Genomic DNA, 21,075 nt, shown 5'->3' with positions numbered 1-21,075 from the left:
GGCCCGATGATGGTCGCGCGACGCCACTAGAATCGCGTCATGAGCTCACAGGATGGTTCGCCCGCGACCTCATCGCTTCCGGCACCCAAGATCGAGCTGAGCCCGCAGCAGTGGCGGGCGCGGCTGACCCCGCAGGAGTACGCGGTGCTGCGCGAAGCGGGCACCGAACGCGCCTTCACCGGTGAATACACCGATACCGAAACCACCGGCGTCTACAGCTGCCGGGCCTGCGGTGCCGAATTGTTCCGCAGCACCGAGAAATTTCATTCGCACTGCGGGTGGCCGTCGTTCTTCGATCCGGCCGATTCCGATGCGGTGATTCTGCGGGCCGACGACTCGCTGGGGATGCGCCGGGTCGAGGTGCTGTGCGCCCACTGCCACAGCCACCTCGGGCACGTCTTCGAGGGCGAGGGATATCCGACCCCGACAGACAAGCGGTACTGCATCAACTCGATCGCGCTGCGCCTGCACCCCTCGGACGACGCGGCGGGCTGATCGCGGCGGAGGTTCGAACTCACCGCCCGAGTGCCGGATGCGATCCGGCGACCGCTGCCGACCGCGCGCCGAGCAGGCGCGCGATCGAGCTGACGGGAAGACCCTACGGGCCCGGCCGCATCCCGGCACGCCCCGAATTCCGGGGGCACCGGCGGATCGCGCGGCTCAGGGCAGTGTTTTCTTTCGAGGCTCAGCGCGGTTCTCGAGGCTCAGGGCAGTGCGTTGACCAACTGCTCGACATCCACGCGCGGGCCGCTGAAGAACGGAATCTCCTCGCGCACGTGGTTGCGGGCGTCGGTGGCACGCAGATCGCGCATCAGGTCGACGATGCGGTGCAGTTCCGGGGCCTCGAAGGCAAGTATCCACTCGTAGTCGCCGAGGGCGAAGGAAGCCACGGTATTGGCCCGCACGTCCGGATAGGCGCGGGCCTGCTTGCCGTGGTCGGCGAGCATGCGGCGACGCTCCTCGTCGGGCAACAGGTACCAGTCGTAGGAGCGCACGAACGGGTAGACGCAGATGTAGTTGCCCGGTTCCTCACCGGCCAGGAAGGCCGGGATGTGGCTCTTGTTGAACTCCGCGGGGCGATGCAGGGCAGCATTGCTCCACACCGGCGTGCTCGCACGGCCCAAATCGGTGGTGCGGCGGAAATCGGCGTAGGCGGCCTGCAGATCCTCGATCCGCTCGGCATGCCACCAGATCATGAAATCGGCGTCGGCGCGCAGACCCGCCACGTCGTAGAGGCCGCGGACCACGACGCCGCGCTCCTCGAGCGCGTCGAAGAATTCACGCGCCTGCTTGACCACGGTCTCGCGCTGATCCCCCAATACTCCGGGTTCGACCCGGAACACCGAGAACATCAGATACCGAATGGTCGAATTGAGAGCTTGGTAATCGAGTCGCGCCATAGCCTCCATCGTGCCACTGGGCGGTTTCCGGTAGAACGCCCGCACCCGTGTTGTTCGGCACGGTCGCTTCGCATACGGGCGCCCGGCATGTCGGCGTCGCCTTGCCGGGCGAGCCAGGCCGGCAAGGCACGCCTTCGATCACCGGGCCAGAATGCGCTGCGCCGCAGCGGTTCCCGAAGCGGCGCAGGCCGGGACGCCGACGCCGTGCAGGTACGCGCCGGCGATCGCGAGGCCGGGCAGTGCGGCAACCGCCGATTCCAGTTCGGCGATACGAGTGGTGTGGCCGGGCGCGTACTGCGGGAGACCGCCGCGCCAGCGTTGCACCACGGATATTTCGGGGTGGACCGAGAGGCCGGTCACGGTGGACAGGTCGGCCACCGCGGCCGCGACGAGTTCTTCGTCCGACCAATTCAGGGGGGTGTCGTCCCCGAAGCGGCCGAAGGAGGCGCGTACCAGCGCCACCGCACGCTCGGCCAGATGTGGCCACTTGCGGCTGGAGAGCGTGAAGGCCTTGGCGCGCAACGGTTCTCCGGTGGCGACCAGGATGCCGGAATTGTCGGGCAGTGGGGTGTCCGCGGGCAGGCCCAGGGCGACCACGGCGGAGGAGGACAGTTCGATGCCGGCCGCGGCCGCGGCTGCTTCTGGAACCACCGCCCGCAGCAACTCGGCGGTGACGGGCGCCGGGGTGGCGAGGATCACCGCGTCGGCCTCGCCGACCGGATCGATCCGCCAGCCCGTGGCCGTCCGCGCCAGACCCGTTGCGGCCGTATCGGTTTCGACCTTCGGCGCGGCGGCCTCGCGCAGGGCGTCGAGCAGTACCCGATATCCGTCGCGCAGGCCGCCGAAAACCGGGGCCGTGGACGGCGGTGGCAGGGCGTCGGCGACCGCGCGGGTGAGATTCGGGGCGCCGGCGTCGAGGGCGGCGGCCAGCGTCGGCAGCGCCGCGCGCACCCCGATCGACTCCGCACGCCCGGCATACACCCCGCCCAGCAGCGGATCGACACTGCGCTGCACCACCTGCGCGCCGAAACGGTCGCCGACCAGTTCAGCGACCGACACATCGCCGCCGCGTTCCCAGCGCAGCGGCCGGCTGGGCTCGGCGGCGATCCGGTCGAGCGTCTCCGCGTCCACCAGGCCGGCCACCGCATCGGGCCCGGCTGGAATGCCCATCAGCGTGCGTTCGGGCAGGGGGTGGACGGTGCCGCCGGACCAGATCAGGGGTCGCCGCGCGGCCGGATGCACCAACTGCTCGGTCAGCCCCAACTCCGCGAGCAGCGCCGGGATTTCGGGCCGGCGGCCCACGAACGCCTCCGCTCCCAGATCCACCGGCCCGCCTGCCAGCTCACCGGTGTGGAGAATGCCACCGATCCGGTCGCGCCGCTCCACCAACACCAGTTCGAGCTCCGAGCCGAGGGCCACTCGCAGCCGATACGCCGCGACCAGACCGCTGACCCCGCCACCGACCACCACGACCCGCATAGCCTGCTCCTCACTCGTACCCGCACCGGCCCGCGGCGCTGCCGCACCCCTGCAAGGTACCCGCCTCTCGACGAGCGCCCGGATGCCGCCTCGGCCCCCACCGCTCCCACGCGCCCCGGCGTTCGGCGAACCCGGCTGAGCGCAGCTCGCCGATCGGCTGCCGCCATGGAAATACCGGACCGCGCCGATCACCGTGGACTGGACAGTGCGCGCGGCCGGACAGTGGTAGCCCTGCGACGAAACCCCTGTCCGGCGAGGAGGACGGTCTACAGCGGCGTGGGCAGGCTGTGTATCAGCTCCACGGCCGCGGTGATGGCGCCGGGGTCGGTGTCGGGCAGCACGCCGTGGCCCAGGTTGAAGATATGACCGGTGGCGCCGAGGGTGATCGCTTCGTCGGCCTCGTGGGCGATGCGGCGGACCTCACGGTCGACGACCTCGCTGCCCGCGAACAGCACCGCCGGGTCGAGATTGCCCTGCAAGGCTTTTCCGGGTCCGACGCGGCGCGCGGCGGCAGTCAGCGGCACCCGCCAGTCGACGCCGACGACATCGGCTCCGGCCTCCCCCATCGCGCCCAGCAGTTCGCCCGTGCCGACACCGAAGTGGATACGCGGCACACCCGCTTGCGCGATCTCGGCGAAGACCCGTTCCGAATGCGGCAGAACGAATTCCCGGTACTGCGCCAGCGACAACGCGCCCGCCCACGAATCGAACAATTGCACCGCGTCCACGCCGGCCGCGATCTGAGCACGCAGGAATTCCACGGTGATATCGGTGAGCACACCGAGCAGCGCGTGCCAGGTCTGCGGGTCGCCGAGCATCAGCGCCTTGGTCCGTTCGTGGTTGCGGCTGGGGCCACCCTCCACCAGATAGGACGCGAGAGTGAAAGGGGCACCGGAGAATCCGATGAGCGGAGTCTCGCCGAGTTCGTCGAGCAACAGCCGCACACCGTCGGTGATCGCACCGACCTCCTCGCGCCGCAGCCGTGGCAGCGCGCGCACATCGTCGACCGAGCGCACCGGATTCGCGATCACCGGCCCCACGCCGGGCACGATATCGAGCTCGATGCCGGCGGCCTTGAGCGGAACGACGATGTCGGAGAACAGGATTGCCGCGTCCACACCGTGGCGGCGGATCGGCTGCATGGTGATCTCGCACACCAACTCCGGATCGAAACACGACTCCAGCATCCCGATGCCCGCGCGCAGTTCGCGGTACTCGGGCAGGGACCGGCCGGCCTGCCGCATGAACCAGACGGGACGGCGGCCGGGTCCGGCGCCAGTGGCGGCGGCGAGGAACGGCGCATCGGGCAAGCGGCGGCGGGTTGGTGTGCTCATCCCCGCTATCGTATGCCGCCGCCGGGCGCCTACCCGCGCGGCTGTCCCCGCCCGGTCACGGCGCCCATAGCGGCGCGCCTCCGCGTGCCGGACACCGGAGAGGTCTACCGTTCACAGTCGTGACACCGCTCGACTTCCGCGACGGCGCCGCACCGACCCCGGGCCCTGACAGCGAACCAGCCCAGTTTCGCGCCGCGGTCGATGCGATGGGCACCGCATCCGTCCATCCTCGGATCGAGCTCGCACCGATCCGGCCCCCACAACGCCTGGCACCCTATTCGTACGCCATCGGAGCCGAGGTCAAACATCCCGACACCAATGTCATCCCGGTCGATTCCGACGACGACGCCTTCGGCCGCCTGATCCTGCTGCACGACCCCAACGGGCACGAGGCCTGGCACGGCGTTTTCCGATTGGTGGCCTATATCCAGGCCGATATCGATGCGGCGCTGGCCGGCGATCCGCTGCTGCCGGAGGTCGCCTGGAGCTGGCTGGTCGACGCCCTGGAATCGCGCGGCGAGGAGTTCACGGCGCTCGGTGGCACGGTCACCTCCACGAGTTCGGTCCGCTACGGCGATATCGCCGGGCCGCCGCGCGCCTATCAACTGGAGTTGCGTGCCTCGTGGACGGTCGGCTCGCCCCAGCTGGCCCCGCATGTCGAGGCGTTCTGCGAGGTGCTCGCCTACGCCGCGGGGCTGCCCCCGGCCGGCATCACCCATTTGCGGCCGCATCCGCAGATTGCCGACGACCAGTTCTGAGCGACACGTAGAGTTCGGGCTATGCCCGAAGCCGACGAGTCCGACACCCTCCCGAGGACATCACCCGCACCGCAGCACCAGCCCGCGCAGCAGGACGCGGACAGCGTGGTTCCTCTGCTCGCCCCGGCCGACGGCGTTCCTCCGGTTCTCGACTCCGCCCGTGAGATCGCGGAAGCGGCCACCGTGCTGGCCGCCGGGTCCGGGCCGCTGGCCGTCGACGCCGAACGCGCTTCCGGATTCCGCTACTCCAACCGGGCCTATCTGATCCAGCTGCGCCGGCGCGGCAGCGGGACCTTCCTCATCGACCCGATTCCGGATCCGGCCGCAGTAGACGCATTGGCGGCGGTGATCAACGACCTGGAATGGGTGTTGCACTCCGCCGATCAGGACCTGCCGTGCCTGGCCGAACTGGGACTGCGGCCGGGCCGGCTGTTCGACACCGAACTGGGTGGCCGGTTGGCCGGATTCGAGCGGGTCGGATTGGCCGCCATGGTGGCGCGGCTGCTGGGCCGGGAACTGCGCAAGGGACACGGCGCGGCCGACTGGTCGACCCGGCCGCTGCCGCAGGACTGGCTCAACTACGCGGCCCTGGACGTGGAACTGCTGGTCGAATTGCGCGACGAGGTGGCGGCCGTGCTGGACGAACAGGGTAAATCCGACTGGGCCGCACAGGAATTCGACCATGTGCGCACCGCCCGGCCCGCGCCGCCGAAGCCGGATCGCTGGCGGCGCACCTCGGGCATCCACACGCTGCGGCGGGCGCGGCAGCTCGCGACCGTCCGCGAATTGTGGACGGCCCGTGACGGTATCGCGCGTCATCGCGATGTGGCCCCGGCGCGGATTCTGCCGGATTCGGCGATCATCGCCGCGGCACAGGCGGATCCGAAGACGGTTCCGCAGTTGCGCGCCCTGCCGGTGTTCGGTGGTCCGCGGCAGCGCAGATATTCGAGGGAATGGCTGAACGCGGTGGAACGTGCTCGCGCGCTGCCGGATTCGCAGCTGCCGCCGATGTCGCAACCGTTCGACGGTCCGCCGCCGGTGAATCGCTGGGAGCGCCGCGATCCGGTTGCGGCGGCTCGCCTGGCCGCCGCCCGGGCGGCGATGAACGGACTGTCGGAGCGGCACGCGGTCCCGGTGGAGAATCTGCTGACTCCCGATCTGTTGCGCCGCCTGTGCTGGGACGGCCTGCCCGAATTCCGCACCGGCGCAACGCCGTCGGATCCCGCGGCCGTCATCGACAAATATCTCGAGGCCGGGGGCGCCCGGACCTGGCAGCGCGAACTCGCGGTTCCCGAGCTGGCCGCGGCACTGTTCCCGGGGCCGGCTCAGTCCTCGTAGGCCGGTGTGCGCCGGTCCCGACGCGCGCGGCCTCGTCGAAACTCTCGGCGGTCAGCCGCACGTACAGTTGCACTCTACCGTCGCAGACTCCTGCCGGCGACAAAACTGTAACAGGTTTCAGAATCTACACCGCACCACCGGTCAGCCACCGGGTAACGCGCTCGGCGATATCCTCTGCCGTCAGGCCCAGCTCCTGATGAATCTGGGCGCGCGAGCTGTGCTCGAGGAACTGCTGCGGCACGCCGAGCTCGCGGGTCGGCACATCGAGTCCGGAATCACGCAGCCGCGCGGAGACGGTGCAGCCGATACCGCCGTGCAGGCCGCCGTCCTCGACGGTGACCACCATGCGATAGTTCTCGGCCAGTTTGACGAGGGTGTCGGAAACCGGCAGCACCCAGCGCGGGTCCACGACCGTCACCGAAATCCCCCGGGCCGCCAGCAGATCCGCTGCGGCGACGGCGGGGGCGCCGAGCGCGCCGACCGCCACGAGCAGTACGTCACCGCGCACCGCCTGCGCCGAGGAGCCCTCCGGCCGCCGCAGCACGTCGACACCGTCGAGCCGTTCCAGCGCCGGCACTTCCTCGACGACAGCGCCTTTCGGGAAGCGCAGCGCGGTCGGCCCGTCAGCGACCGCCAGCGCCTCGGCGAGTTCCTCGCGCAGCGTCACCGCGTCGCGCGGGGCGGCGACGCGAATACCGGGCACGATGCCCAGCACCGACAGATCCCACATGCCGTTGTGGCTGGCGCCGTCGTCGCCGGTGATGCCGGCGCGGTCCAGCACCAGGGTCACCGGCAGTTTCAACAGCGCCACATCCATCAGCAGCTGATCGAAGGCGCGGTTGAGAAAGGTCGAATAGATCGCGACCACCGGATGCAGGCCCCCCAGCGCCAGTCCAGCGGCAGAGGTCATCGCATGCTGTTCGGCGATACCCACGTCGAACAGCCGGTCGGGAAACCGCTCACCGAACGGCGCGAGCCCGGTCGGGCCCGACATGGCGGCGGTGATGGCGACGATATCGTCGCGCTGTTCACCGTGGCGGATCAGTTCCTCGGAGAACACCGAGGTCCACCCGACGGTCTTGCCGCCGGTCGGCTGTCCGGTCTCGGGATCGATGGCGCCGATCGAGTGCATCTGGTCGGCGACGTGATCGACCGCGGGCTGATATCCGCGGCCCTTGAGGGTCACCGCGTGCACCACGACGGGACCGCCGAAATCCTTGGCTCGGCGCAGCGCGGCCTCGAGCGCCACCTGATCGTGCCCGTCCACCGGGCCGACGTACTTGAGCCCGAGATCGCTGAACAGTTCCTGCGGCGCCACCGCATCCTTGATCCCGGCCTTGAGCGCGTGCAGCATCGAATAGGCCGAGCTACCCACGCGCGGAATGCCCTGGACGAACCGCTTGGTGGCGTCGAGTGCCTGTTCGTAGGCCGGTTGCATGCGCAACGCGGTGAGCCGGTCGGCCAAACCGCCGATGGTCGGCGAGTACGAGCGGCCATTGTCGTTGACCACGATGATCAGCGACCGATCCGGGCCCGCGGCGATATTGTTCAACGCCTCCCAGCACATGCCGCCGGTGAGCGCACCATCACCGACGACGGCGACCACGTGGCGATCCTGCCCGGTCAGCGCGAAGGCCTTGGCCAGACCGTCGGCATAGGACAGCGAGGCCGAGGCGTGCGAGGACTCCACCCAGTCGTGCTCGCTCTCCGCGCGGCTCGGGTAGCCGGACAGGCCGCCCTGTTTGCGCAGCCGATCGAACCCGTCCCTGCGGCCGGTGAGAATCTTGTGCACGTAGGCCTGGTGGCCGGTGTCGAAGATGATCGGGTCGGCCGGGGAGTCGAAGACCCGGTGCAGGGCAATGGTCAATTCCACCACCCCCAGATTCGGGCCCAGATGGCCGCCGGTGACCGCTACTTTGCGGACCAGGAACTCCCGAATCTCCTCGGCCAGTTCGCGCAGCTGCGGCGCCGTCAGCCGGCGCAGGTCCTCGGGCGTATCGACCCGGGAAAGAACTCCCACCGTTCTCGCTCCCTCTCCGTGGCTCATCTGTCTCGAACAGTCTACGGAGCCGCACCGAACCCCGACGACGGGAACGATCGGCGAGCTGCGACATCCGAGATCGGTGTGAGGCTCGACATAGATCAACCGCATTACAGTGGGTGATTACCCGTCCCGCCCGCAGGAAGGACGATATGACCGCCGAGCAGCCGCGAGCCGATATTGCAGCGCAGCCGCGAGCCGATATTGCAGCGCAGCAGCGAGCCGATATTGCAGCGCAGCAGCGAGCCGACAATTCCCGTCCCGCGACCGTCACGACATTCGGCCACGGGGTGGCCACGTCGACGCCCGATCGGATGCAGGTATCGATCTCGATCGAGACGCGCGCCGAGGCGGTGGCGACGGCCTACGGCCGGGCCGGTGAACGCACCGCGGCGGTCACCGACACCCTGCGCGCCGACGGCGTCGCCGCCAGCGATATCGCCACCACCGGACTGTCCGTGCGGACCGAGACGACGTGGACGGAGAACGAGGGCACGCGCATCACCGGGTATGTGGCGACCACCTCACTGACGGTGAACCTGCGTATCCCGACCGATCCCGCCGCCACTAACGCAGCCGCAGCTGCCGATCCCGCGAGCGCCGATCCTGCGACCACCGATCCCGCGACCGTGATCGCCCGTGCCGTGGAGGCCGGAGGCGATGATGTCCGCCTGGGCGGACTGAACCTCACCGTCGCCGACCGCGCCGACCTGCTGATCCGCGCCCGCGAAGCGGCGTGGGACGACGCCCTCGACCGCGCCCGCCGCTACGCGGCCCGCGCCGAACGCGCGCTCGGACCGGTGCTGGAGATCACCGAAAACGCCTCGGCGACGCCGGAACCCCGCGGCGACATCCGTTTCGTGGCGGCTCGATCAGCGGCCCCGGGCGCCCCGGTTCCGGTCGAATACGGTGAGCACGAGGTCACCGCGGATCTACGGGCGACCTGGCAGTTGTCTTGAACCGCAACAGGTCTCGCCGACCGCAGGTCACCGTCTCCGACAGCTGCTCCCGCACCACCTACGCTCGCGATGCCCGTCCGGCAGGATCACCGGCCGACCTCGTCGCGGCGGATATCGTGCCGGTAGCAACCAGCACCTCTCTCCCCATCGCCGCGGTCTCGGAATTCCCCACGCCCAAAGTGTTGTGCGGCCCCTCGACCTCGTCGACGGCGCCGCCCGTGTCTACGCCCGCTCGAACAGCGCTAGGCACTCCACATGATGCGTCGCGGGGAAGGCATCGAAGGCGCGCATCTCGCGTACTCGATAACCCGCCTCCCGGTAGAGACCCACGTCGCGCGCGAAAGCCGCTGGATCGCAACCGATATGCACGATGCGCGCGGGCGCGGCGGCAGTGAGCGGGGTGATGACCTGCTTTCCGGCACCCGCACGCGGCGGATCGAGAACGACGACCTCAGGAGCGCGGTCCTGGGTGGCGATCCAGTGTTCCACCCGATCGGACCGCAGGTCGACGGCGGGCAGGTCGCGCAGGGCGGCGGTGCCGTCGGCTACCGCCGAGCGCGCGGATTCGACGCCGAGCACCGATCCGGCGGGCCCGGTCTGCTCGGCCAGACGAGCGGCGAAGACGCCGGCGCCGCAGTACAGATCCCATGCGGTGGCGCCCGGAGCGAGGTCGGCCCACTCGGCCACCACATCCGAATAACGTTGTGCCGCATCGCGATGCGGCTGCCAGAAGCCGGTCGCCGAGACCTCCCAGCGGCGGCCGGCCACATACTGCACCGCCCGTCCACTGCCGGACACCACGCGTTCCGCGCGCCGCGCGTGGGCTGCGGCACGGCGCGCGGCGGTCGCGCGGCGATCGCCCCCGCGCCGCGGGGGTGCGGCCGGCGGCGCGAGTTCCACGATATGGCGCAGGCCGTCCGCGTCGACCGCGATCACCAGTTCGCAGCCGGGAGTCCACGCGCGGTCGGCGATGCCGTCCATCGCTCCCGAAACCGGTTGGGGGCAGCGCAAATCCGTGATCACGTCACTGCTGCGATACCGGTGTACGCCGGCCCGGCCCTCGGTGTCGACAACCAATCGCACCCGAGTGCGCCACCCCACCTCGGGCGCCTCGACGCCGGGGACGACCGCAGTCGCATCGTCACGAAGCCGGTGGTCGGCGTCCGGCTCGGATCCCGCCGCTGGACCGCGGGAGCTTCCCGCACCGCCTGCCGGTGCCCCGTCCCCGGTCTCGCGTACCGGAAGCGTTTCCACGACGATGTCGGTCTCCCAGTGCGCGAGCCGCTGCAACTGCTCGCGGACCACGGACGCCTTCAGGGCACGTTGCGCTTGCGGGGTGGCGAAGGCGAAATCGCAGCAGCCGGCGCCGCCGGGACCCGAGACCGGGCAATTCGGGGCCACGCGGTCCGGCGACGCCTCCAGGATGTCGATCGCCTCGGCGCGGCAGAACGAGCCGCCGCGGTCCTCGGTCACCCGGGCTCGCACCAGTTCACCGGGCAGACCGTGCCGGACGAACAGCACCCGGCCCTCGTGCCGGGCGACACAGAAACCACCGTGGCCGGGTGGTCCCAGCCGCACCTGCACTGTGCGTCGGGACCAGTCCGGCCCGGCACTCACGAACGATCCTCGTAGCCGCGGCGGACCGCGCCGGGGGCGTTGACCACTTCGGGGCGGCGTGCCTTGGTCGACGAACTCAACTGCCACGGCACACTCGTCACCATCACACCCGGCTCGAACAGCAACCGGCCCTTGAGCCGCAGCGCACTCTGATTGTGCAGCAACTGCTCCCACCAGTGGCCGACCACGTATTCGGGGATGAAGACCGTCACCACATCGCGCGGCGAATCCTTGCGTACCCGCTTGACGTAATCGACCACCGGCTTGGTGATTTCGCGGTAGGGCGATTCGATCACCTTGAGCGGCACCGGAATATCACTGTCGGCCCACTCTCGCACCAGCGCGCGAGTGTCGGGTTCGTCGACGTTGACGGTGACCGCCTCCAGCGTGTCCGGGCGGGTGGCCCGGGCGTAGGCGAGCGCGCGGCGCGTCGGCAGATGCAGTTTCGACACCAGCACGATCGAATGGGTGCGGCTGGGCAGCACCCCGGTGAACTCCTGCTCCTCGAGTTCGCGCCCGACGGTGTCGTAGTGGCGGCGGATCAGGCGCATGAGCCCGAAGATGGCGGCCATGGTGACAATCGCGATCCAGGCGCCGGCGAGGAATTTCGTGATGAGCACGATGATCAGCACGGCCCCGGTCATGGTCAGGCCGATACCGTTGATGACGCGTGAGCGCAACATCCGCCGGCGCACCGCCGGATCGGTTTCGGTACGCAACAACCGCGTCCAGTGCCGCAGCATGCCGGTCTGGCTCAGCACGAACGAGACGAACACACCGACGATGTACAGCTGGATCAGCCGCGTCACCTCGGCGCCGAACAGGACCACGAAGGCGATCGCGGCGCCGGACAGGAACAGGATGCCGTTGCTGAACGCCAGCCGGTCGCCACGGGTGTGCAGCTGCCGCGGCAGGAACCGGTCCTGCGCCAGGATCGAGCCGAGCACCGGGAAGCCGTTGAAGGCGGTGTTCGCGGCCAGCACCAGGATCAGCGCGGTGACGATGGTGATGTAGAAGAAGCCGAGGGGGAAGCCGTCGAAGATCGTGTGGGCCAACTGGGCAACGAGCGTCTTCTGCTCGTAGCCTGCGGGGGCGCCGACCAGATCCGCGGAGTTCGCCGCGAAGACGACGCCGAGTTTGCGCGCCATCAGAATGATGCCCATCAGGAGGGTGACCGCGATGGCGCCCAGCATCAGCAACGTCGTGGCGGCATTGCGGGATTTCGGTTTACGGAAGGCCGGCACACCGTTGCTGATCGCCTCCACACCGGTCAGGGCCGCACACCCGGAGGAGAACGCGCGCGCGATCAGGAAGGTGAAGGCGATGCCCTGCAGGTGTGATTCGTTGCCGTTGAGACCGAAGCCGGACGACTCGGCGTGCAGGTCGTCGCCGAAGACGAAGATCCGCACCGCGCCCCACGCCAGCATCACGAAGATCCCGATCATGAAACCGTAGGTGGGTATCGCGAACGCGGTGCCCGATTCTCGCACCCCGCGCAGATTCACCGCGGTCAGCAGAACGATCGCCGCCACCGCGAACAGCACCTTGTGGGTGGATACGAACGGCACGGCGGACCCGATGTTCGATGCCGCCGAGGAGATCGACACGGCGACGGTGAGGACGTAATCGACCATCAGCGCACTGCCGACGGTCAGCCCGGCCATCGGACCGAGATTGACCGTCGCGACCTCGTAGTCACCACCGCCGGACGGATAAGCGTGCACATTCTGGCGGTAACTGGCCACCACGACCGCCATCACGGCCGCGACTGCCAACCCGATCCACGGCGTGTAGACGTAGGCGGACAAACCCGCCGTGGAGAGCACGAGGAAGATCTCCTCGGGCGCGTACGCCACCGACGACAGGGCGTCGGAGGCGAAGACGGGGAGCGCGATCCGCTTGGGCAGCAGGGTATGTCCCAGGGAATCGCTACGGAAAGGGCGGCCGACCACCATACGCTTGACGGCCGTCGTCAACTTGGACACTCGGCACAGCATAAGGGCAGGACCGGATGTGACATAGCGGGCGGTTCACTCGCGTTTCGGTCCCGGCCGATGGGGGAACATGCTGCGGGGAACCGTCAGCGGGTACGGTTCCCTCGAGAGGGAACCAGACCGCACACCACGGTTTTCGGCGGAATTGGGGTTGACACGGTGTACGTAGTGATCATGGGGTGCGGCCGAGTCGGCTCCGCATTGGCACGCGCCCTGATCCGGATCGGCCACGAGGTAGCCGTGATCGACCGGGATCCGGGCGCATTCCTGCGCCTGGGCAAGGACTTTCCCGGTGAGCGGGTCACCGGCGTCGGCTTCGACCGGGGCGTGCTGACCCGCGCGGGCATCGAGCGCGCCGGGGCGTTCGCCGCGGTGTCCAACGGCGACAACTCCAACATCATCTCCGCACGCGTCGCCCGGGAGACTTTCGGAGTGGAACGCGTGGTGGCCCGCATCTACGACGCCAAGCGCGCGGCGGTCTACGAGCGGCTCGGCATTCCCACCATCGCCACCGTGCCGTGGACCACCGACCGGTTCCTGCGCACGCTCACCGGCGACGAAACCATCACCACCTGGCGCGATCCCACCGGCACCGGATCGGTCACCGAACTCGTCCTGCACGAGGATTGGTACGGGCGTACCGTTCGGGATCTGGAGGATGCGGTGCCGGTGCGGGTGGCCTTCCTGGTCCGCTTCGGGCAGGCGTTGCTGCCCACCAGCAAAACGGTGTTGCAGGCCGACGACACGGTCTACATCGCCGCCGTCTCCGACAAGGTCGGCGAGGCCGTCGCCATCGCCGCCACCGCCCCTTCGAACGAGGACAAGTCGTGAACGTAGCGATCGCGGGAGCAGGCGCCGTCGGCCGCTCCATCGCCCAGGAATTGCTGCGGGGCGGGCATCGGGTCACCCTGCTCGAGCGGCGGCTCGACCATATCGACCCGACCGTCGCCCCCTCGGCCACCTGGATGCACGGCGACGCCTGCGAACTCGAACTGCTCGAGGAAGCGGGCCTGCAGGACTACGAGGTGGTGATCGCGGCCACCGGCGACGACAAGGCGAATCTCGTGTTCAGCCTGCTCGCCAAGACCGAATTCGGGGTGCGCCGCGTGGTCGCGCGGGTCAACGATCCGCGCAACGAGTGGCTGTTCGACGGTTCCTGGGGCGTGGACGTCGCGGTCTCGACACCGCGGCTGCTGGCCTCGCTGGCCGAGGAAGCGGTCTCCGTCGGCGACCTGGTCCGGCTGATGACGTTGCGTCAGGGCCAGGCGAATCTCGTCGAGATCACCCTGCCGACCGACACCGCGCTGGCCGGTCGCGCGGTGCGTACGCTTTCCCTGCCCCGCGACGTCGCCCTGGTGACGATCCTGCGCGGCGGCCGGGTGATCGTCCCCCAACCCGACGATCCGCTGGAGGGCGAGGACGAGCTGCTGTTCGTTTCCACGGTGGAGGCCGAGGACGAACTGCGCCGCAGCCTGGCCACGGACCCGGCGGGCGCGGCGCCCGCCGGCGCGGAGCCGCCCGCCGCGATCTGAATCGGCTCAGGCGGTTTCGGGGAGCAGCTGCGCGCGCAGCTTGGTCAGCGCGCGATGCTGCATGACCCGGACCACGCCGGGACTCGTGCCGATGGCCTCCGCGGTCTGCGCGGCCGTCCAGCCGAGCACGATTCGCATCACCAGCACCTCCCGATGGGCAGGCGCGAGGATCTTCATCAACTCGCGGGTGGCTTGGCGTCGTTCCAGATTGAGTGCCAGCTCCTCGGGTCCCGGTGCGGTGGAGGCGGTGTCGGGGAATTCGGCCACCGGATAGGACGGATGCTGCTGGGCGCGTCGGAACGCGTCGGCCACCTTGTTGGCGGAGATGCCGTAGACGAACGCCAGGAACGATTTTCCCTGATCGCGGTAGCGGGGAATCGCGGTGACGGTCGCGATACAGATCTCCTGCGCGATGTCGTCCGCGGTGACGTGCGGATTGTTGCTGCTTCCGACGCGCGCGGCGCAATAGCGGCGCACCAACGGGTGCACGATCCGGATGATCTCGGTGACCGCGCGCTGATCACCCGCGGCGGCCGGCCCGATCAGGCGGTCCAGTTCGGCGGCGGCGCGGCGGCTGTCGGAACCCGCGGGCGCCGATCTCGGCGAACGGACTCCCGCACCCTTCGCCGGGCCGGGCGCCGTCACCGTGTCGTTCTCGGTATCCACCGGGGATCCTCTCGCCGATCGCTACTGACTGACACGATCGTGCGCCGAATCCAGTTCGCGGAATAGATACCCCAGGGGTGGGTTCTGCCCACCCCATCAATGTTCCGCCCCCAGAATTGGGGGCATTACCCGACTCGGAGTCGGTTCGGTCCGCCGGTGCTGTTCGGCGCGCTATTCGGTGGCCGAGGAGCCGGGCATATGGCCGGCGCGGCGCACCGCCCACACGGTGACCAACAGGGCGACCGCGGTCAACGGCCAGCCCATCGCGATGCGGGCGGCGGCCAGCCAGCCGGTGCTGTCGGTGTCGTAGAAATGGTTCTGCACCAGGTAGCGGGCGCCGAAGACGATCACCCACACCACGGTGGCCAGATCGTAGAGTCGCATCGCGCGCCGATCCGAGCGCCAGCTGTGACCGTGGCCGTTGAGCACACCCCAGATCACACCGGCCAGTGGCCAGCGCACCAGCAGCGATACCAAGAAGACCCCGGCGTAGACCAGGCTGGCCCAGATCCCGAAGAGGAAGTATCCCTTCGCAGCACCGGTGCGGTGGGCGATGAAGGCGCAGACCGCGACACCGATGAATCCGGAGATCGCCGGCTGGATCGGCGAACGGCGGATCAGCCGCCAGATCAGGACACCGGCGGCGGTAGCCAGCGCCGCCCAGATGGCGGCCGTCAGGCCCCACAGCGTATTCGCGGGGACGAATACCACCACCGGCAGCGTGGAATAGATCAGTCCGCTGATACCACCGAGTTGCTCGAGCAGCGTCTGCTCGAGCTCCTCCTCACGGTCCTCGCCGGTGCAGGACTGGTCGTCCTCACCAGCGGCCGGATGACGCGCAGCATCACCGCCGGACTCGCGCAGGCGGTGACGGCCGCGCCCCGCGACGGGGTTCGCGTGGAGTCCGGCCACGGCGGCCGGGTCGGCGCCCTCGTCGTTGTGGGGTATCGGCATACGTCAGAAATTCTCGCGGAGTTCGTAGTAGGGGTTGTACATCACCTTGGCGCCATCGCGTTCACCGATGCGACCACGGACCAGGATACGGCGTCCCGTTTCGATACCGGGTATCCGGCGCCTGCCGATCCACACGAGCGTCACCGCGTCGGTGCCGTCGAAGAATTCGGCCTCCACCGAAGCGCTGGCCGACTTCGGACAGGCCTCCACACTGCGCAATCGCCCCAGCATGGTGACCTCTTCGCCACGTCGGCATTCCGCCGCCCTGCACGCGCCCGACGCTTCGGAGGTCTCCGCCAGCTCCTCCGCATCGAGGACGTCGAGATCGGCCGTCAGACGACGCCCCAGACGCCGGAAATAACCGCTGTCGGGGCCTACCTTGCCCGCGGCACCGGAACCCGCCTTGTTTCCGCCTGTGAAAGGCATCTTGCAACACTTCCTGCACTTACAGACGGCGTGGGTCACACGTCGTCGGTTCCCACACGACCGGCTGATGGGCCGTACACCGCCACTGTAGATGCACCCGGACGCCCTCGCTACGGGAGCCCGCCACCACCGTCACGGCGCTGACCGCACCGTTTGCTGGGTTCCCCGCCGATCCGCGCGCGAACCCTCGGATTCGAGTGGTCGACAACACGTTTTTCACGCGTCGGAGGGGCGGCCCCGGGCGGACGGCGGTGATCGAAGGGGCGCGGGGCTGACCCGGCCCAGCGGCTAGGCTGCGGCCGTGGCAGAACTACCCCCTACCGGCAGCCCGCGCCCGGCCGTCGTCGTCGCCCTGCCGGGCACCGGATCCGATGCCGACTTCGCCCGACGTGCGTTCGAACCCGCTTGTGCCGCAATGGATCTGCCGTTCATCGCGGTGGAGCCGCAGCCGCGGGCTGTGGTCGCGAGCTGCCGGGCGGCGCTCGACGAGGCGGCCCGCGTCGGGCCGGTGCTCGCCGCGGGAATTTCGCTGGGCGCCGCGATCGCGGTGGAATGGGCTGCCGCCCACCCGGAATCGGCGTTCGGGGTGGTCGCGGCCCTGCCGGCCTGGACCGGCTCCGATATCACCGGATGCCCGGCGGCGCTGAGCGCGGCGAGCACCGCGGCCCAGCTGCGCGCCGAGGGCTTGGAGCCGGTGATCGAACGGATGCGCGCGGGCAGCCCGGCCTGGCTGGGCCGGGCGCTGACCCAGTCGTGGCGCACGCACTGGCCCGACCTGCCGTCGGCACTGGAAGAGGCCGCCACGTATGCCTGGCCGGACGCGGAATTGCTTGCGGCCCTGCGCGTTCCGACCACTGTCGTGGCCGCGGTCGACGATCCGGTGCATCCGCTCGCCGTCGCCGAACAGTGGTACGAGTTGATCCCGCGGGCGCGCATCCATCGCATCACCCTCGACGAGCTCGGCGCCGATCCGGGGATTCTCGGCGCCCGGGGCGTCCCCGACATGGTCGGGCACGGTCTGCGGGCCTGACGGCGGCCGGGCGCCCGGCCGTACCGCGGGCGCCCGGAAGCGGTCAGTTGCGACCGAGTTGCTGCATCGCCGAACCTTCCGCGCCGCGACGCGGCCCCTGCTGTTCGGCGGTGACCACCGGGAAGGTGCCCGTCGCGGCCGCCTCGGCCGCGGCCGCCTGCGCGGCCAGCGCCTGCTGCTGCGCCGCGATCTGCTGCTGATGCGCCGCGATCAACTGGTCGGCGAGTTCCTGCGGCAGCACCACCGGCAACGGTTCCCGGACCGGCATCGGCTCGTCGCCGCGACGCACCACCGTTTCGGCGAGAATCGCGCGGGCGGCCTCGACCAGCGGGCCGCCCTCGTCGGCGGCGCCCGAGGGCCCCGCCGCCACCAGCCGGACCATCCAGCGATAACCGTCGACGCCGATGAACCGCAGGTCGGCACCCTCGGTCACCGCGTGCAGTTCGCGACCCCACGGCCCGGTCTGCACCGAGACCTGCGCGCCGTCGGCCCGCAACGATTCCGCCAGGTCCGCGGCGACGGTCCGCCACTGGCCCGGCGATTTCGGCGCCGCGTAGGCCGCCACGGTCAGACGTCCGTGCGGGGTCGCGAGATGTACCGCCTGCGGCGTGCCGTCGGGCGTCATCTCCACCTGCAACTGACCGCCGTCAGGGACCGGGAGGAGCACCGAACCGAGATCGAGATGCTGCTCGGAGATCTCGGCGAGTATCTCAGCCACCTCGTCGTAATCGAAGGGCCCGGTCCGCGGTGCGGAATCCTCGCCCTCGCCGGCGTCGCCGTCCTCGTCGTCGTATTCGTCGGCGTCGTACTCGTCGGTGTAGTCGACGTCGTCGAAGCCCTCGGTGTCGTCTTCGAAGCCCTCCGTGTCGTCTTCGAAGCCCTCGGTGTCGTCTTCGAAGCCCTCCGTGTCGTCTTCGAAGCCCTCGGTGTCGTACGCGCTTTCCTCGGCGTAGGCGTCCGTACCGGCGTATGCGGAATCGTCCACGTAGCCGGAGGTTTCGGCGGGATCCTCGGCGTAGGCATCGGCGTAGCCGGGAGTCTCGGCGGACGAGTCGCCGCCGTGCGCCCCGGATGCCTGCCGGTAGGGGTCGGCGACCGCGAAACCGCCTGTGGCCGGGCCGGATTCGGCGGTGTCATACCCGTGGCCGGCGTAGGGCTCCGGCGCCGCCGCATGCGGCTGCGCGGGCGCGCGATAGCCCGACGCTTCGGCATCCACCGGGCGATGCCGGCCCGTCTGCGGGTGGCCGTACTCGACGTCACCGGAATCCGGGCGCTGTCCGGGCACGACAGGGTGCCGGCCGGTAGCCGGCGGCGCGGGCGTACCCGTCGGTTCCGGTGCGCGTCGCGGCGAAGGCGGGGCTCCGGCGGGTGCGCCGGCCGGGACCGCCCGCCCGGGACCGCCCGGCGCCGGACGTCCGGGTCCCGGCGGAAGCCGTGGCACCGAACCAGTCGGGGGCCCGGCCGGGTTCGCGCCGGGCGGAATCCGCCGGACCGACCCCGTCACCGGACCGCCCGGTGCGGGCGCTGCGCCGGGAAGTCTCGGCACGGCGCCCGTGCCGGCCGACCCCGGAGGATGGCGTCGTGTCGGTCCCGTACCGGCCGGGGTGCCGGGATTGCGCGGCATCGCACCGGTGTCGAGCGGGCCGCCGGGAATCTGCGGTGTGGGACCGGTGCCGGACGGAGCACCCGGGATCCGAGGCGTGGCGCCGGTTCCCGCCGGACCACCGGGAATGCGCGGAGTGGCGCCGCTACCGACCACCCCGCCCGGGATACGCGGGGTGGCACCGGTGCCGCCCCGCCCACCGGGAACGCGCGGCATCGCCCCCGTACCCGCCGGGCCGCCGGGAACGCGCGGGATCGCGCCGGTTCCACCCGCGGGCCGCGGCGGCAACTGGCCGGAGGGGATGCGCGGAATGGGCCCGGTGTCGTCCATATCGCCCGGCACCGGCGGCAGGTCCGGCCGCGGTCCGCCCGGCGCGCGCCGCGGCGGCCGGACCGGCGCATCACCGCGCGCGGGAGTACCCGGGCGCGCCGGCATTCGTGCGTGCGCGCCCGTCTCGTACGGGTCGGGCCGCGCACCGGGATACGGCGCAGCCGCGCGTCCCGGCGTCCCATACCCGGGTGGAGTCGTACCGTGGTCCGGCTCCGCACGGCCGTGCCGCCCGGTGCGCCCGGCCGGGTAATCCGGCTCGGAATAGCCGGGACCGTAGGCGGATTCGCCGTAGCCTCCCTCGTCCCCCAGCTCCGGCGCCCGGTGCGTGCCGGTCCGGTAGCCGCCCCCGGCGTATCCCTCGTCGTAATAGGAATCGCCGTAGCCGGTGTCGTCCCGCTCGGAGTCATGATCGGATCGATGATCTTCACGGCCGAACATGTTCATACCTCCCCTCCGGCGCGGCCCACCCCGCCGGATTGCGGCGACAGACTGTGGTGTCCGCCGCTCGACCCGTAACCGCCTGCGCCGCGCGATGTTTCGTCGAGCTGGTCGACCTCCACGAAATCCACCAGTTCCACCCGCTGCACCAGCAATTGTGCGATCCGATCGCCGCGACGCAACTGAATCGCCGTGCGCGGGTCGTGATTGATCAGGCAGACCTTGATCTCGCCCCGATACCCGGCGTCGACCGTGCCCGGCGTGTTGACGACGGACAGACCCGTCTTGGCGGCCAGCCCCGACCGGGGATGAATGAGGCCGACGGTGCCCACCGGCAACGCGACGGCGATTCCCGTGCCGACGAGCACCCGCTCGCCCGGCTTTAGGATGACGTCTTCGGTGGTGCACAAATCCACTCCGGCATCGCCCGGGTGCGCGCGCGTGGGCACCGGGACGCCGGGATCGAGCCGCAGCAGAGGTATGGGTGCAAGTCCGGTCACGTCCAGCGAGCCTACGCGTCCGGCGACCGGGTCGTGGGAGCGCCGGGCCCCAATATGGCGGCGCCGAGCGGCCGCGCTCACGCACGGCCCGGACCGGCTCCCGCCGACCACGAATATGTCGGCCTGACCTAGCATGATGTGGTGTCCGACCAGTCCCACGCAGTACCTCCACACGAGTCCCCGGCGCGCGCGCACGCCGACACCCCCGCCGCGGTCTACTCCGAACGGCTGTGGGTTCCGCTGTGGTGGTGGCCGGTGGCGCTGGCGGTGACCGGCCTGCTGGCCGCCGAAATCCACATGGGAGCGCCCGGGATCCGGGCGTGGCTGCCGTATGTGCTGCTGTTCCCGGTGCCCGTCTGGGCGCTGATCTGGATGAGCCGCCACCGGGTCGTGGTGGCGCCGGATGCCGACGGCATCCTCGAATTGCGCGCGGACCGGGCCCACCTACCGGTAACGTATGTATCCCGGGCGGTACCCGTACCGGCCAGCGCGAAAAGCGCGGCACTGGGTCGGCAGCTCGACCCGGCCGCATTCGTCCAGCATCGACCCTGGATCGGGCCCATGGTCCTGCTCGTCCTCGACGATCCGGACGACCCCGCTCCGTACTGGCTGATCAGCACGCGTAAACCCGAGCAGGTACTGGCCGCGCTCGGCGTGCCGAGCGCGGGCTGACGGG

At 70.1% G+C, this 21,075-nt stretch carries 19 protein-coding genes; 8 read left to right on the top strand and 11 right to left on the bottom strand.

From position 1 onward, the window contains the following. The first annotated feature begins 39 nt into the window (after positions 1-39). On the top strand, positions 40-495 hold the full coding sequence (gene msrB, locus C5E41_RS24605) for a peptide-methionine (R)-S-oxide reductase MsrB (protein WP_104378120.1): 456 nt from the start codon (positions 40-42) through the stop codon (positions 493-495). 209 nt (positions 496-704) lie between these two features. Here the strand turns inward: msrB and hemQ are convergent, their stop codons facing one another. The 3 genes from hemQ to hemE form a co-directional block, all read right to left on the bottom strand. After that, the gene (gene hemQ, locus C5E41_RS24600; RefSeq protein ID WP_104378119.1) at positions 705-1,400 is read right to left on the bottom strand and encodes a hydrogen peroxide-dependent heme synthase; all 696 of its coding nucleotides are present in this window, start codon (positions 1,398-1,400) and stop codon (positions 705-707) included. Positions 1,401-1,538: 138 nt separating this feature from the next. After that, positions 1,539-2,879: a protoporphyrinogen oxidase gene (locus C5E41_RS24595; protein WP_104378118.1), complete on the bottom strand. Its 1,341-nt coding sequence runs from the start codon at positions 2,877-2,879 to the stop codon at positions 1,539-1,541. Between the two features lie 266 nt (positions 2,880-3,145). Then, entirely contained in the window at positions 3,146-4,213 is a 1,068-nt protein-coding gene (gene hemE, locus C5E41_RS24590; RefSeq protein WP_104378117.1) for a uroporphyrinogen decarboxylase, read from the bottom strand. Positions 4,214-4,332: 119 nt separating this feature from the next. Between hemE and C5E41_RS24585 the strand changes: the two genes are divergently transcribed. Together C5E41_RS24585 and C5E41_RS24580 are read left to right on the top strand one after the other, a co-directional pair. Next, the gene (locus C5E41_RS24585) at positions 4,333-4,971 is read left to right on the top strand and encodes a DUF3000 domain-containing protein (RefSeq protein ID WP_081879712.1); all 639 of its coding nucleotides are present in this window, start codon (positions 4,333-4,335) and stop codon (positions 4,969-4,971) included. A 21-nt stretch (positions 4,972-4,992) separates the two neighbouring features. Further along, a complete protein-coding gene (locus C5E41_RS24580) occupies positions 4,993-6,309 on the top strand; it encodes an HRDC domain-containing protein (RefSeq protein ID WP_104378116.1) in 1,317 nt (438 codons plus the stop codon). Positions 6,310-6,433: 124 nt separating this feature from the next. On the opposite strand, the gene dxs is transcribed toward C5E41_RS24580, so the two are convergent. Next, positions 6,434-8,329 carry a 1-deoxy-D-xylulose-5-phosphate synthase gene (gene dxs / locus C5E41_RS24575; protein WP_104378115.1) on the bottom strand — a complete coding sequence of 632 codons (1,896 nt, stop codon included), beginning with the start codon at positions 8,327-8,329 and terminating at the stop codon, positions 6,434-6,436. 173 nt (positions 8,330-8,502) lie between these two features. On the opposite strand from dxs, the gene C5E41_RS24570 reads away from it, so the two are divergent. Then, positions 8,503-9,309: an SIMPL domain-containing protein gene (locus C5E41_RS24570; protein ID WP_104378114.1), complete on the top strand. Its 807-nt coding sequence runs from the start codon at positions 8,503-8,505 to the stop codon at positions 9,307-9,309. 222 nt (positions 9,310-9,531) lie between these two features. On the opposite strand, the gene C5E41_RS24565 is transcribed toward C5E41_RS24570, so the two are convergent. Both C5E41_RS24565 and C5E41_RS24560 read right to left on the bottom strand, forming a co-directional pair. Continuing rightward, on the bottom strand, positions 9,532-10,926 hold the full coding sequence (locus tag C5E41_RS24565) for a class I SAM-dependent RNA methyltransferase (protein WP_104378113.1): 1,395 nt from the start codon (positions 10,924-10,926) through the stop codon (positions 9,532-9,534). After that, complete coding sequence (locus C5E41_RS24560) at positions 10,923-12,911, bottom strand: APC family permease (protein WP_104378112.1); 1,989 nt, start codon at positions 12,909-12,911, stop codon at positions 10,923-10,925. Before C5E41_RS24560 ends, C5E41_RS24565 begins: the two co-directional genes overlap by 4 nt. A gap of 168 nt (positions 12,912-13,079) precedes the next feature. Between C5E41_RS24560 and C5E41_RS24555 the strand changes: the two genes are divergently transcribed. Both C5E41_RS24555 and C5E41_RS24550 read left to right on the top strand, forming a co-directional pair. Further along, entirely contained in the window at positions 13,080-13,751 is a 672-nt protein-coding gene (locus tag C5E41_RS24555; protein ID WP_104378111.1) for a potassium channel family protein, read from the top strand. Next, the gene (locus C5E41_RS24550; RefSeq protein WP_104378110.1) at positions 13,748-14,452 is read left to right on the top strand and encodes a potassium channel family protein; all 705 of its coding nucleotides are present in this window, start codon (positions 13,748-13,750) and stop codon (positions 14,450-14,452) included. Before C5E41_RS24555 ends, C5E41_RS24550 begins: the two co-directional genes overlap by 4 nt. Before the next feature lie 6 nt (positions 14,453-14,458). On the opposite strand, the gene C5E41_RS24545 is transcribed toward C5E41_RS24550, so the two are convergent. The 3 genes from C5E41_RS24545 to C5E41_RS24535 form a co-directional block, all read right to left on the bottom strand. Next, positions 14,459-15,118, bottom strand: coding sequence for a sigma-70 family RNA polymerase sigma factor (locus C5E41_RS24545; RefSeq protein ID WP_308189495.1), 660 nt, complete (start codon positions 15,116-15,118; stop codon positions 14,459-14,461). Between the two features lie 171 nt (positions 15,119-15,289). Then, positions 15,290-15,883 carry a DUF3159 domain-containing protein gene (locus C5E41_RS24540; RefSeq protein ID WP_258081233.1) on the bottom strand — a complete coding sequence of 198 codons (594 nt, stop codon included), beginning with the start codon at positions 15,881-15,883 and terminating at the stop codon, positions 15,290-15,292. A 192-nt stretch (positions 15,884-16,075) separates the two neighbouring features. Then, on the bottom strand, positions 16,076-16,498 hold the full coding sequence (locus C5E41_RS24535; protein ID WP_104378108.1) for an OB-fold nucleic acid binding domain-containing protein: 423 nt from the start codon (positions 16,496-16,498) through the stop codon (positions 16,076-16,078). Between the two features lie 301 nt (positions 16,499-16,799). On the opposite strand from C5E41_RS24535, the gene C5E41_RS24530 reads away from it, so the two are divergent. After that, positions 16,800-17,528 carry an alpha/beta fold hydrolase gene (locus tag C5E41_RS24530; RefSeq protein ID WP_104378107.1) on the top strand — a complete coding sequence of 243 codons (729 nt, stop codon included), beginning with the start codon at positions 16,800-16,802 and terminating at the stop codon, positions 17,526-17,528. A 43-nt stretch (positions 17,529-17,571) separates the two neighbouring features. On the opposite strand, the gene C5E41_RS24525 is transcribed toward C5E41_RS24530, so the two are convergent. Continuing rightward, on the bottom strand, positions 17,572-18,513 hold the full coding sequence (locus C5E41_RS24525) for a DUF3710 domain-containing protein (protein WP_104378144.1): 942 nt from the start codon (positions 18,511-18,513) through the stop codon (positions 17,572-17,574). Positions 18,514-19,901: 1,388 nt separating this feature from the next. Then, positions 19,902-20,399 (bottom strand): dUTP diphosphatase, encoded by a 498-nt coding sequence (gene dut, locus C5E41_RS24520; protein ID WP_104378106.1) that lies wholly within the window; start codon positions 20,397-20,399, stop codon positions 19,902-19,904. Between the two features lie 141 nt (positions 20,400-20,540). Between dut and C5E41_RS24515 the strand changes: the two genes are divergently transcribed. Further along, positions 20,541-21,071: a DUF3093 domain-containing protein gene (locus tag C5E41_RS24515; protein ID WP_104378143.1), complete on the top strand. Its 531-nt coding sequence runs from the start codon at positions 20,541-20,543 to the stop codon at positions 21,069-21,071. The last annotated feature ends 4 nt before the right edge of the window (positions 21,072-21,075 follow it).

This window comes from Nocardia nova (genome assembly GCF_002933465.1).
Classification (GTDB): Bacteria; Actinomycetota; Actinomycetes; order Mycobacteriales; family Mycobacteriaceae; genus Nocardia; species Nocardia nova_B.
The sequence above is the reverse complement of the archived record's forward strand: the minus strand, read 5'-3'. Positions and strand labels throughout refer to the sequence as shown.

Coding starts and splice junctions, on each gene's coding strand:
- C5E41_RS24595 (WP_104378118.1), bottom strand. CDS start 2,879: ATGCGGGTCGTGGTGGTCGGTGGCGGGGTCAGCGGTCTGGTCGCGGCG.
- hemE (WP_104378117.1), bottom strand. CDS start 4,213: ATGAGCACACCAACCCGCCGCCGCTTGCCCGATGCGCCGTTCCTCGCC.
- C5E41_RS24535 (WP_104378108.1), bottom strand. CDS start 16,498: ATGCCTTTCACAGGCGGAAACAAGGCGGGTTCCGGTGCCGCGGGCAAG.
- C5E41_RS24570 (WP_104378114.1), top strand. CDS start 8,503: ATGACCGCCGAGCAGCCGCGAGCCGATATTGCAGCGCAGCCGCGAGCC.
- hemQ (WP_104378119.1), bottom strand. CDS start 1,400: ATGGCGCGACTCGATTACCAAGCTCTCAATTCGACCATTCGGTATCTG.
- C5E41_RS24580 (WP_104378116.1), top strand. CDS start 4,993: ATGCCCGAAGCCGACGAGTCCGACACCCTCCCGAGGACATCACCCGCA.
- msrB (WP_104378120.1), top strand. CDS start 40: ATGAGCTCACAGGATGGTTCGCCCGCGACCTCATCGCTTCCGGCACCC.